Here is an 11,510-nt window from a genome sequence, read left to right on the forward strand (position 1 = left end):
CCACCGGGGAGGAGGACGGCTGAAGGGTCATTGGCGCAGCCGGGGATCGAGGAAAGCGTTGAGGAGGTCGGCGGCCAGCGTCAGGGCGATGTAGATCATCGCCAGGACCAGCACGATCGCCTGCACCACGGGGAAGTCGTTGCGGGCGATAGATTCCCAGGCGAGCTGCCCGAGCCCCTGGAGCGAGAACACCGCCTCGATGACGATGGAGCCGCCGAGCATGAAGCCGAACTGCACGGCGGCGAGCGCGATCACCGGAATCACGGCGTTGCGCAGCGCATGCCGGATCAGGATCTTTCGCGGTGGGAGACCTTTGGCGCGGGCCGTGCGCACGTAGTCGGAGGCCAGCACCTCCAACATGCCGTTGCGGGTGAGCCGCATCACGGCCGGCATGGCGTAGTAGCCGAGCGCGACGGCCGGCAGCACGAAGTGCTTCCAGGTCGTGTTGCCCGACACCGGAAGCCAGCGCAGATTCACCGAGAAGATCATGATGAGCGTCAGGCCGAACCAGAAGCTCGGCATCGCCTGGCCCAGCACCGAGACCGACAGAGCGAGCCGGTCGATCCAGGTGTCGCGCTTCACCGCCGCCAGCACGCCGAGCGGGATCGCCACGAACAGGGCGACGGCGAGCGCCACCACGCCGAGGAACAGGGTGATCGGCATGCGGGAGGCGAGGAGATCGACCACGCTCTCTCGGAAGTAGAAGGAATTGCCGAAATCGAAATGCAGGGCCTTCCATGCCCAGGCGGTGAATTGCGCCAGCATCGGCTGGTTCAGCCCGTACTGGACGCGGATCGCCTCGACCTGGGCGGAGGTGGCCTCTGGCCCGGCAATGGCGGCGGCGAGGTCACCGGAGAGGTGCAGCAGCATGAAGCTCGCCACCGACACCGTCACGGCGACCGCGATGGCGACGAGAATGCGTTGCAGCATGAACCTGAGCATGGGCCATAGTCCTCGTTCGGTTGGGCCAGTCGCGACGCGGCCCTCCTCCCCCTTGTGGGGAGGAGTTGGAGGTGGGGGTCGCTCCGCCAGCCTCGACTGAGCGAGGGTCGCCGAACCACCCCCACTCCTGACCTCTCCCCACAAGGGGGAGAGGGACGCGGTCTGCTGACAGAACCGGCGCCCTTGGAACCCTTACTTCCAGCTCGCCGCGTAGAAGCGCGGCAACTCATCGGGCTGCGCCGTGAAGGTCAGGTCCGAGGTGAAGGCGTAGTTGGTCGAGTAGGAGAACAGCGGCAGGATGTAGGCCTGAGCCGCGATGCGCTTGAGCGCCTCGGCGTATTTCACCTTGCGCGCGGCCGAATCGGTGGCGCCGTCGCCGGCCTGGAGCGCCGCGATGGTCTCGGGATCCTTGGTCAGGTCCTCGTCACCGCCCTTGAGGTAGACGCCGGTGAAGGCCGAGACGTCGAGAACCGAGAACGAGCCCCAGGTCTGGAAGGCGATGGAGACCTTGCCGCCCCGGATCATGTCGCGCAGCGCCGCGTAGCGCAGGTAGTTGAGCCGGGCGGTGATGCCGACGGCGCGGAGATACCCGATGACGGCCTCGGCGTAGTCGCGCTCGCGATAGGCGCCGAGATCGATCTCGAACCCGTCGGGATAGCCGGCCTCCTTGAGGAGCGCCTTGGCCTTGGCCGGATCGTAACTGTAACGCGGCACACCCTCGTCGGTGCAGCCGAACTGGTCGATGAAACAGGCCGCGTTCATGACGCGGCTGCCGCCACGGACGAGGTTGTCGACCATCGCCTTGCGGTCGATGGCGTAGGAGATCGCCTGGCGGACGCGGGGATCCTTCAGGGGTGAGTTCTCCTTGGCGCGGCCGAGCGTGTCGAATTGCAGGAAGCCGACCCGCATGGTCTCGGCGCTCAGCACGGTGACGTTGGGAGCGCCCTTCAGCTGGTCGGCCTGATCGCTCGGCACCCGCCAGATCCAGTCGATGCCGCCGGTGACGAGCTCGGCCATGCGGCTGTCGGCATCGGGGATGACGCGGAATTCGAGCTTGCCGATCTTGGGCGTGCCGATCGGGCTGCCGGGCCAGTACTTGGCGTTGCGCTCCATCTTCACCCCGCGTCCGTTCTCGACGCTGGTGATGCGGTAGGGGCCTGTGCCGATGGGAGCCTTGGCGAACCCGTCGAGGCCGACCTTTTTGAAGTAAGCGGCCGGGAAGATCGGCGTCGGTCCGGCAAGGTATTCGAGGGCGGCCGGGAAGGCGGTCTTGAGGTGGATGCGGACGGTCTTGGCGTCCACCACCTCCGTCGACTTCATCCAGTCGACGTTCTGCTTCGTCACCGTGCGGGCTTCCGGCGTCAGCACGTAATTGAAGGTGAAGGCCACGTCCTCGGGGCCGAAGACGTCGCCGTTATGGAAGGTCACGCCCTCGCGCAGGGTCAGTTCGAGGGTGGTCGGGTCGACCCATTTCCAGGCGGTGGCCAGCATCGGCTGATACGTGCCGGTCTTCGGGTCGCGGTAGAGCAGGGTGTCCCAGACGTTGCGCGCGAGCACGACGCCCTCGCGGGCGCTGTTGTGATACGGGCTGACGTTTTCCGGCTCGGTATCAGAGGCATAGACCAGGGTGTCGTTGGCCTTGCCGGCGAGCGCCGGCACACTGAACGTCGTCAGCAGGAGAGCGAGTGTGGCGCCTGCCGCGGGAAGGTATCTCGCCATGATCTGCATCCCTTCAGCTCCGCGACATCGCGACGGACACTTGCGCACCCGTCCTGCCGCTTTTTTCGTCGTGCCATGATGTTGTGCATTTTGCATCGCAACAAGTAGAATTTGTCGAAGCTTGCCGTGCCGTTTCGGCAATGCTCGTGCAGCCGGCGGGGCTCGGGAGATCGACCATGCAGATGTCAGGCCTGCGCTATTTCCTCGCCGTTGCCCGCACGGGCTCCATCGCGGCGGCCTCCGCCCAGCTCAACGTCGCGGCCTCGGCGATCAGCCGGCAGATCGCCAATCTGGAGGCGGAGCTCGATTGCGTCCTGTTCGAGCGCCGTCCCCGCGGCATGGTCCTGAGCCCGGCGGGAGAGCTGCTGGCCCAGCATGCGCGCCAGACCCTGGTACGGGCCGAGCAGGTCGCGGCCGAGATCCAGGAATTGCAGGGGCTAGCGCGGGGCTTCATCCGCGTCGCCACGGCGGAAGGGTTCGCCCTCGACCTCTTGCCGAACGCCATCGCCGAGTTTCACGCGCGCCATCCCGGTATCCGGTTCGAGATTCAGGTCCTGCCGCCGGCGCAGGTGACGCAGGTGGTGGCGGCGGGCGACGCCGATATCGGCATCACCTTCGTGCTTGCGCCGACGAACCTCGTCACGGTGATCTACGACGCGACGGTGGAGATGGTGGCGCTCGCGGCCCCCGACCATCCGCTGGCCGGCCGGGCGTCGATCCGGATCGACGAACTCCAGGCCTATCCGATCGCGATGCCGCCCCTCGACACCACGGCGCGTCTCGTCTTCGACACGGCCTGCCGGGCGGAGGGCATCGCTATCGAGCCGACGCTGACCTCCAACATCCTCACGGCGCTCCTCCCCTTCGTGCGGCGGACGAAGGGGATCGCGCTGATGTCGGCCCTCTCGGTGCAGACGCCGGTGCGCCTTGGCGAACTGGTCTGCATCCCGATCCAATCACAGGCGAGCCTGCGGCGCGGCATTCAGGTCCAGCTGATGCGGGACCGCAAGCTGCCGCATGCGGCGCAGGCGTTCCTCAGCCAGCTCATCGCCGCCCTGCCGCCGGCGGAGCCCGGCAGGGCGTGAACCGTCCCGATCAGCCGTTCCGGAACGTGTAGCTGTAGCCGTTCAGGGCCGGCGCGCCGCCGAGATGGGCGTAGAGCACCTTCGAGCCCTTGGGGAAGAACCCCTTCCGGGTGAGATCGATCATCCCCTGCATCGACTTCCCCTCGTAGACCGGGTCGGTGATCATGGCCTCGAGCCGCGCCGAGAGGCGGATCGCCTCGACGGTCTCCTTCGAGGGCACGCCGTAGACCGGGTAGGCGTAATCCTCGTTGAGGACCACATCGTCTTCCGTGATCTCGGGGGCGCCGATGAGGGCGGCCGTCTTCTGCGCGATGTCGAGCACCTGCGCCTTGGTCTGGGCCGGGGTGCAGGAGGCGTCGATCCCGATGACGTTGCGGGCGCGGCCATCGGCGGCGAAGCCCACCACCATGCCGGCATGGGTCGAGCCGGTGACGGTGCACACGACGATGTAGTCGAAGCGCAGGCCCATCTCGGCCTCCTGCGCGCGGACCTCCTCGGCGAAGCCGACATAGCCGAGGCCGCCGAACTTGTGCACGGAGGCGCCGGCGGGAATCGCGTAGGGCTTGCCGCCCTTGGCCTTCACATCCTCCAGGGCAGCCTTCCAACTCTCGCGGATGCCGATGTCGAACCCGTCATCCACGAGCTGCGTCTCCGCGCCCATGATGCGCGAGAGCAGGATGTTGCCGACCCGGTCGTAGACCGCATCCTCGTGCGGCACCCAGGCTTCCTGGATCAGCCGGCACTTCATCCCGATCTTGGCGGCCACCGCCGCCACCATGCGGGTGTGGTTGGATTGCACGCCGCCGATGGAGACAAGCGTATCGGCTCCGCTCGCGATGGCATCGGGCACGATGTATTCGAGCTTGCGCAGCTTGTTGCCGCCGTAAGCCAGGCCGGAATTGCAATCCTCGCGCTTGGCGTAGATCTCGACATCGCCGCCGAGATGGTCGGTGAGGCGCGACAGCTTCTCGATCGGGCTCGGGCCGAAGGTGAGGGGATAGCGCTCGAATTTCGACAGCATGGCTTGGCAACGTCCTCGCATCAGTGAGAACCAAACGCTAGCAAAACTCGCGCGAAAGGTGCTCTCGAATGACGACGAATTATGCCACAAAAATGCGGGTCATAGTCCGTCAAGCTTAGTATTAGCTATCGTTTCTGCTGAAAATACGGAAGGTTCTTCCATGTCGCCATCGCTCGACCGGATCGATCTGAAGATCCTGCGCCTGCTCCAGGCCGATGGGCGCATGAACAATGCCGAGATCGCCAAGCGGGTGAATACCAGCGCCGCCACCTGCCACCGCCGCACGCAGCGCCTGTTCGACGAGGGCTACATCCGCGGCGTCCATGCGCGGATCGCGCCGGAGAAGGTCGGGCGGGGGTCCCTCGTCATCGTCGGCGTCGTGCTCGACCGCTCGACGCCGGAGAGCTTCGCCGCGTTCGAGGCCGCCGCCCAGGCGATGCCGACCATGCTCGATTGCCATCTCGTGGCCGGGGATTTCGACTATTTCCTGAAGATCCGCGTCTCCGACATGGCGGATTTCAACCGCCTGCACAGCGAGACCCTGATCGCGCTGCCGGGGGTGCGGCAGACGCGGACCTTCTTCGTCATGAAGGAGGTGGTGGACAATGCGCCGATGGATCTCTGACGGCGAGGCTTGCGCGAGGCCGTGGCACTGGTCCATCGAGCGCCGCGACAACGCCGGGGCCATCGGGATCACAGGAGAACGGACCGCATGAGCACGGATGCCGACACGTCGCCCGCCCCCTCCCTCGACGCCATTCCGGCGAGCGTGCGGGAGGCCCGGCCCACCACCTGGCTCAATCCCCATCTCCGGCCGGCCGCCGAATTCCTGCCGAGCCAGGCTTTCTCCCTGGCCGATGTGGAGGAGGCGGAGGCACGCTGGCGCCGCTTCGACCCACTGCTGCGCCACCTCTTCGACGATCTCGCCACAGGGCGCATCGACTCGCCCCTGATGCCCCTCTCCGATCCTATCGCGCAGGCCATCGCCGGTCCGACCGGCGGCGCGGTCTGGGTAAAGGCCGATCACGACCTGCCGGTCACCGGCTGCATCAAGGCGCGGGGCGGGGTCTACGAGGTACTGGTCTATGCCGAGCGGCTCGGGCTTGAGAAGGGCCTGCTATGGCCGGGGGATTCCTATGCCCGGCTCGCGGAGGCCGAAGCACGAGAGGCGTTCGGGGCGCACACGGTCGCGGTCGGCAGCACCGGCAATCTCGGCTTCAGCGTCGGCGTCATGGCGCGGACGCTGGGCTTCGCGGTCGAAGTCCACATGTCCCACGACGCCAAGGCGTGGAAGAAGCAGCGTTTGCGGGATATCGGCGCCCGGGTGGTCGAGCATCGGGGCGATTACGGCAGCGCGGTCGCGGCGGCACGCTCGGCTTTCGAGGGGCGGACCGACGCCCATTTCGTCGACGACGAAAGCTCCGTCGACCTGTTCCTCGGCTATGCGGCGGCGGCCTTCGACCTCCAGCGCCAGCTGGACGAGGCCGGGATCAGGGTCGATCCGGCCCACCCGCTCTGCGTCTATCTTCCCTGCGGCGTCGGCGGCGCGCCCGGCGGCGTCACGCTCGGCCTGAAGTTGCTGTTCGGCGACACCATCCGCTGCATCTTCGTGGAGCCGGTGGCCTCGCCCTGCATGCTGGTGCAGCTCGCCGCCGGTTTGTCGCGCCCGGTGGACGTCTACGAGATCGGCCTCGACAACCGCACCGCCGCCGATGGGCTCGCGGTGGCGGGTGCCTCGATGCTGGTGGCCGGCACGGTCGGCCCGCTCATCGAGGCGGTGGTCACGGTCGCCGATACCGACCTGTTCGCCTGGGTAAAACGCCTCTGGGCCGATCCGGGCCTGCGGCTCGAACCCTCGGCGGCGGCGGGGTTCGCCGCAATCCGGCCCTATCTCGACGCCGCCGCACCTGCGCGGGCGACGCATGTGGTCTGGACCACTGGCGGGGCGCTTCTGCCGGAGGCGGAGTTTCAGGACGCCCTGGCGCGGGGATAACGATGAAGCCCCGGGCCTATGACGGGATATGGCCTCGTTCCGGGCCATATCCCTGCACATGCCGTCAGTTCGGGTGGAAGACCACCTTCACGCAGCCGTCCTTCTTGTCGCGGAACGTCTTGTAGAGGTCGGGGCCGTCCGCGAGGTTGGTGGAGCGGTGGGTGATCATCGAGGTCATGTCGATCTTGCCCTCCTGGATCAGCTTCGTCAGCGTCTCCAGGTAGCGTTTCACATGGGTCTGGCCGCTCTTCAGGGTCAGCCCCTTCTGCACGATCGAGCCCATATTGATGGGAAGCGGGCCACCGTAGACGCCGGGGATCGAGACGATCCCGCAGGGGCGCACGGCCTTGATCGCCTCCATGAGGACGTAGGGGCGCTCGGTCGAGGTGAATGTCTCCTGCAGGGTGCTGACGATCCCCGCGACGCCGTGGCCGGCGGTGGCCTCCATGCCGACGCAGTCGATCACGCCGTCGGCGCCCTCGCCCTTGCTGATCTCCTTGATCCGCTCGAACACGTCCTCTTTCATGAAATCGATGATGTCGGTGGCACCGTATTTCCGGGCGAGTTCGATCCGCTCCGGCACCGTCTCGATGACGATGATGCGCTCCGCGCCCATGATCTTGGCGGATTGGATCGCGAACAGCCCCACCGGACCCGCGCCCCAGATCGCGATGATCTCGCCGCCCTTGATCTCGCAATGCTCGGCACCCTGCCAGCCGGTAGGCAGGATATCGGTGAGGAACAGCAGCGACTCGTCGTCGACGCCTTCCGGCGCCAGCATCGGTCCCACATCGGCCATCGGCACGCGCACGTATTCCGCCTGGCCGCCGGCATAGCCGCCGGTGAGGTGCGAATAGCCGAACAGGCCGGCGGTGGTGTAGCCGAACTGCGCGGCCGCCATCTCGGCATTGCGGTTCGAGCGCTGGCAGACCGACCAGTTGCCGAGCTTGCACTGCCGGCATTCGCCGCAATTGATGTTGAAGGGCACGACGATGCGGTCGCCCTTCTTGAATTTGGTGAACCCCTGGCCGACCTCGACCACCTCGCCCATGAATTCATGGCCGAGGACGTCGCCACTCTCCATGGTCGGCATCTGGCCGTCCATCAGGTGGAGGTCCGAGCCGCAGATGGCGCAAGACGTCACCTTGATGATGACGTCGCGCGCATCCTCGATCCGGGGATCGGGCACCGTATCGCAGCGGATGTCACCCTTGCCGTGCCAACACAGTGCTTTCATTGCGCTCTTTCGAAACCGGAATGTCAGGACAATCGCCGGGACCGCCCGTGGCGGCCTTGACGCCGCAGGGCCGAACCCCGTCGCCGAGGGCTCCGGTGGAAAACACCAGCCGAGTCCATGAGTTCCAGAATGTCGATTGCACCGGTTCAAGCAAGTTCGAGCTTGAGCATATCGCAACGCGCTTTGTATGAATCAAGACAGGCTATTGACGCCGAAAAATACCACGATCAAACATAAGTCATTTGCCGCCTCGGCAGGAAAGACTGCCGCTCTGCCACGGCACGCCACGAGGTTGGCCTGCGACAGGCAGGACGCGTCTCTGACTAACCTCGGGGCGTAGCAAGAGTATGTCGGACGGGTATCGGCCGGATGGGAGACGACCGGGGATCAGCGGCCGAACAGCCTCGCCGTGAACGAGGCCGGCGCGTCCCCCTTGTGGCCGGCCACCACCACGAGGCGGCGGATGTCGCCGCGCAGATAGGCCTGCAGGAAGCGGTTGTAGTCCTTGAACACCACGCAGCCGTTGGACGCGCCGCTCGGTCCAAGCATGTAGGTATGGGCGAGGATGCCGTCGCGGCCGTGGATGGCGGCGCTGCCGCCCACGGGGTTGAGGCGGATGGCGCGCACCCCGTGGAACAGGGCCTCGCGCTCGGTCAGATCGTAGGTGCCGGGGGGCGTCGCCCCGCGCATGCGGACATGGACGAGACGCGGGTTGTCCATGTGCTGGCCGAGGCCGGAATGGGCCTCCAGCTGCTCTCCGCTCGGCAGGGTCACCGTGCTGGCGCTGATGTCGTAGATCGCGGTCCCGCCGCCCGCCGTGGCGGGCACGCGGTCGAGGACCCGGCGCTGGCTCAGATCGATGGCGCCCGTATCGGCGGAGGCATAGGCGAGGGCGGGAGCGGGGCTGCGTTCGGGATCACGCCGGCCGAACACCGTCTCGAAGAACGACCGCTCGGCCTCCACGTCCTGGCGGGCCGCCACCACCGTCCGCGACGACGGGCGGCGGGTGGCGAGGCGCGGCTCGCGGGCGAGGGGCTTCAGGTCGAAGGGCCGCGGCACCGGGGCGGGCATCGGCTGGACGAGGCGGGCCGTCTGCTGGAGCGGCCTTGAAGCGGGTGCGAGTTCTGAGGAGGCCGGCGCCACGGCGGCGAGCGCGATACCGGGGGCGATCTCGACGGGCGAGGCTTGCGGGGCCGCGAACCCGGCCACCTGCATGGGCTCAGAGGCACGCCAGTCCGGCGTCCGCGCACCCAAGGCGGGGGAGGGGTCGAGCATCCAGGCATAGCTGCGGACGGCGGCGGCGGGCGTTGCCTCGGGGGAGACCTGCCGGCCGGCGTATGGCGCCGTCGCGGCGGGCACGGGCGTGTCCAACCCGGTCAACCGGGGAAAGGTCGCGACGAACAGCGCGACGACGGCCGTCTTCAGAAGAACGCGGCTGCGCGGCCGGGAACGGCGTGGGCGGCGGCGATAGGTGGACGCATCGTCGATCATGCGGGCTGTACTCGGATACGCGTACCCTGCCCGCACGGCCCTCGAACGACCTCGCCAAGCTCCGCCAAGAGCCCCGCGAAGGTCACATCGATCGTCCATGTCGTTTTAGGGAACCATCAACCTTGATGCCTCCCATTCAGCGCGAAGTTGGTTAATCACCGATAAATCGTGAGCATGTTTTTCGAGAGAATGTACTGGCCGCCCGAACACCTTCCGGCCCCCATATGAAAGCGCCCCGCCTGCCTTTCGGCGGACGGGGCGGTCTCTTCATACATCCGGCACTCCGCCTTTGTGGCGGGCGCCCCGAAACCTTACTTGCCGCTGGGAGCCGCACCGCTGCCGGTGGCGGCGTTGCCACCATTCGAGCCGGCCGGCGCGCCCGGCGTCGCATTGGAGGGGACGTCGGTCGCCATGCCCGGAGCCATGGTGGAGCCGGTGGTGTTGGCGCCGCCCATGCGCTCCGCCCCCTTCTCACCGTTGCTCTTCACGCTGCCGGGATTGTTCATGTTGCCCTCGGCGCTTCCGCCGCCAGCGGCCGTCTGGGCGAAGGCCGCGCCGCTCAGCGAAACGGCGAAGGCGGCAGCGATGGCGAATGTCTTGATCTGCATAGTCTATTTCCTCATGTCTTACGAAATTGACCTAATAACGTCGCACTGCCCACATGGTTCAATGAAATAACGCCCCGGAAATTTTCATTTTAGAATACGTCGCACACCGGCTGACGACCACGGCTCAGCTTATCCGCCGGCTGCTTTGTCTTAAATCATACCATCGGGAACGTTCAGCTTAGAGCCGACCCCGGCGATGCCCGGTGCGGAGCCGGACTTCTCCCTCGACAGGCCACGGAGAGCTGTCTTAAGGCCACGCCATGCCGATCCTTCGACTCGACGCCGCCCATCGCCTCGCCACGGACACCCTGGTCCGCTGCGGAACCGCGCCTGCTAATGCCGAGAGCGTCGCCCGCGCCCTCGTCGCGGCGGAAGCCGACGGGCTGCGGACCCACGGGCTCATGCGGCTGCTGGCCTATGGCGAACAGGTGCGGGCGGGCAAGGTCGTCGGCGATGCCGTCGTCACGAGCGCGCGGCCGAAACCGGGACTGCTCGCCATCGATGCGGCCCACGGCTTCGCCTATCCGGCCCTCGACACGGCCATCGCCCTCCTGCCGGAGATCGCCCGCGCACAGGGGATCGCCGCGGCCGCCATCCGGCGCTCGCACCATTGCGGGGCGGCCGGGCGGCCGGTGGAGGCTCTGGCCGAACAGGGTCTCGTCGCCATCCTGTTCGCCAACGCCCCCGCCTCCATGGCGCCCTGGGGCGGAACCCGGCCGGTCTTCGGCACCAACCCCATCGCCTTCGCCTGCCCGCTGCCGGGGGCGGAGCCGGTCATCGTCGATCTCTCCCTGTCGAAGGTGGCGCGCGGCAACATCATCACCGCCAAGCAGCGCGGCGAGGCGATCCCCGAGGGCTGGGCCCTCGACGCTGAGGGCAACCCGACCACGGACCCCGTGGCGGCGCTCGCCGGCACCATGGTGCCGTTGGGCGATGCCAAGGGCACGGCCCTCGCCCTCATGGTGGAACTGCTCGCCGCCGGCCTCACCGGAGCGCGTTTCGCCAGCGAAGCCACGTCCTTCCTCGATGCCGAGGGCGAGCCTCCCGCCACCGGCCAGCTCATCCTCGCCATCGACGCCACGGCCTTTGCCGGCAATGCCCTGGAGCGCTTCGCCGTGATGGCCCGCTCGGTGGCGGAACAGGACGGCGCGCGGCTGCCCGGAACACGCCGCTTCGCCGCCCGCGCCCGTGCCGCCGAGGAAGGGATCACCCTCTCGGAGACGCTGCTGGCGGAGATCGAGCGGCTGTGACGACGCTCGAACCGAGAGGTCCCTCGCAACCTTCGGCCCCGACGGCGGCTTGACCGCGATCACGATCGTCTTGCTTCGGGCCGGCCCATGACCTCACCTCCTCCGACCCCCGAACGGGCGACGCCGCGCTGGCGCAGGGCGGCGTCGCCCGTTCGGGGGTCGGA

General features: G+C 67.4%; 10 protein-coding genes. 4 read left to right on the forward strand and 6 right to left on the reverse strand.

The features are described 5' to 3' along the window. Window positions 1–27: 27 nt before the first annotated feature. Together FV220_RS21715 and FV220_RS21720 are read right to left on the reverse strand one after the other, a co-directional pair. Window positions 28–942 carry an ABC transporter permease gene (locus FV220_RS21715; RefSeq protein WP_056146795.1) on the reverse strand — a complete coding sequence of 305 codons (915 nt, stop codon included), beginning with the start codon at window positions 940–942 and terminating at the stop codon, window positions 28–30. Between the two features lie 192 nt (window positions 943–1,134). Continuing rightward, a complete protein-coding gene (locus FV220_RS21720; protein WP_147833190.1) occupies window positions 1,135–2,670 on the reverse strand; it encodes an ABC transporter substrate-binding protein in 1,536 nt (511 codons plus the stop codon). Window positions 2,671–2,837: 167 nt separating this feature from the next. On the opposite strand from FV220_RS21720, the gene FV220_RS21725 reads away from it, so the two are divergent. Next, window positions 2,838–3,746, forward strand: coding sequence for a LysR family transcriptional regulator (locus tag FV220_RS21725; RefSeq protein WP_147833191.1), 909 nt, complete (start codon window positions 2,838–2,840; stop codon window positions 3,744–3,746). Window positions 3,747–3,756: 10 nt separating this feature from the next. On the opposite strand, the gene FV220_RS21730 is transcribed toward FV220_RS21725, so the two are convergent. Continuing rightward, window positions 3,757–4,767, reverse strand: coding sequence for a 1-aminocyclopropane-1-carboxylate deaminase (locus FV220_RS21730; protein ID WP_018043348.1), 1,011 nt, complete (start codon window positions 4,765–4,767; stop codon window positions 3,757–3,759). A gap of 160 nt (window positions 4,768–4,927) precedes the next feature. Between FV220_RS21730 and FV220_RS21735 the strand changes: the two genes are divergently transcribed. Both FV220_RS21735 and FV220_RS21740 read left to right on the forward strand, forming a co-directional pair. Then, entirely contained in the window at window positions 4,928–5,392 is a 465-nt protein-coding gene (locus tag FV220_RS21735; protein WP_056146793.1) for an Lrp/AsnC ligand binding domain-containing protein, read from the forward strand. An 87-nt stretch (window positions 5,393–5,479) separates the two neighbouring features. Continuing rightward, the gene (locus FV220_RS21740) at window positions 5,480–6,760 is read left to right on the forward strand and encodes a D-serine ammonia-lyase (RefSeq protein WP_147833192.1); all 1,281 of its coding nucleotides are present in this window, start codon (window positions 5,480–5,482) and stop codon (window positions 6,758–6,760) included. A 64-nt stretch (window positions 6,761–6,824) separates the two neighbouring features. Here the strand turns inward: FV220_RS21740 and FV220_RS21745 are convergent, their stop codons facing one another. The 3 genes from FV220_RS21745 to FV220_RS21755 all read right to left on the reverse strand — a co-directional run bounded on the left by FV220_RS21745 (window position 6,825) and on the right by FV220_RS21755 (window position 10,096). Next, window positions 6,825–7,997, reverse strand: coding sequence for a zinc-dependent alcohol dehydrogenase (locus tag FV220_RS21745; RefSeq protein ID WP_056250990.1), 1,173 nt, complete (start codon window positions 7,995–7,997; stop codon window positions 6,825–6,827). Between the two features lie 387 nt (window positions 7,998–8,384). After that, a complete protein-coding gene (locus FV220_RS21750) occupies window positions 8,385–9,488 on the reverse strand; it encodes a tlde1 domain-containing protein (RefSeq protein ID WP_147833193.1) in 1,104 nt (367 codons plus the stop codon). A gap of 311 nt (window positions 9,489–9,799) precedes the next feature. Next, a complete protein-coding gene (locus tag FV220_RS21755) occupies window positions 9,800–10,096 on the reverse strand; it encodes a hypothetical protein (RefSeq protein ID WP_056146782.1) in 297 nt (98 codons plus the stop codon). A 260-nt stretch (window positions 10,097–10,356) separates the two neighbouring features. Between FV220_RS21755 and FV220_RS21760 the strand changes: the two genes are divergently transcribed. Next, window positions 10,357–11,346 carry an Ldh family oxidoreductase gene (locus FV220_RS21760; protein WP_147833194.1) on the forward strand — a complete coding sequence of 330 codons (990 nt, stop codon included), beginning with the start codon at window positions 10,357–10,359 and terminating at the stop codon, window positions 11,344–11,346. The last annotated feature ends 164 nt before the right edge of the window (window positions 11,347–11,510 follow it).

The sequence above is a fragment of the Methylobacterium sp. WL19 genome, assembly GCF_008040005.1.
GTDB lineage: Bacteria > Pseudomonadota > Alphaproteobacteria > Rhizobiales > Beijerinckiaceae > Methylobacterium > Methylobacterium bullatum.

Coding starts and splice junctions, on each gene's coding strand:
- FV220_RS21735 (WP_056146793.1), top strand. CDS start 4,928: ATGTCGCCATCGCTCGACCGGATCGATCTGAAGATCCTGCGCCTGCTC.
- FV220_RS21740 (WP_147833192.1), top strand. CDS start 5,480: ATGAGCACGGATGCCGACACGTCGCCCGCCCCCTCCCTCGACGCCATT.
- FV220_RS21730 (WP_018043348.1), bottom strand. CDS start 4,767: ATGCTGTCGAAATTCGAGCGCTATCCCCTCACCTTCGGCCCGAGCCCG.
- FV220_RS21725 (WP_147833191.1), top strand. CDS start 2,838: ATGCAGATGTCAGGCCTGCGCTATTTCCTCGCCGTTGCCCGCACGGGC.
- FV220_RS21715 (WP_056146795.1), bottom strand. CDS start 942: ATGCTCAGGTTCATGCTGCAACGCATTCTCGTCGCCATCGCGGTCGCC.
- FV220_RS21720 (WP_147833190.1), bottom strand. CDS start 2,670: ATGCAGATCATGGCGAGATACCTTCCCGCGGCAGGCGCCACACTCGCT.
- FV220_RS21760 (WP_147833194.1), top strand. CDS start 10,357: ATGCCGATCCTTCGACTCGACGCCGCCCATCGCCTCGCCACGGACACC.
- FV220_RS21755 (WP_056146782.1), bottom strand. CDS start 10,096: ATGCAGATCAAGACATTCGCCATCGCTGCCGCCTTCGCCGTTTCGCTG.
- FV220_RS21750 (WP_147833193.1), bottom strand. CDS start 9,488: ATGATCGACGATGCGTCCACCTATCGCCGCCGCCCACGCCGTTCCCGG.
- FV220_RS21745 (WP_056250990.1), bottom strand. CDS start 7,997: ATGAAAGCACTGTGTTGGCACGGCAAGGGTGACATCCGCTGCGATACG.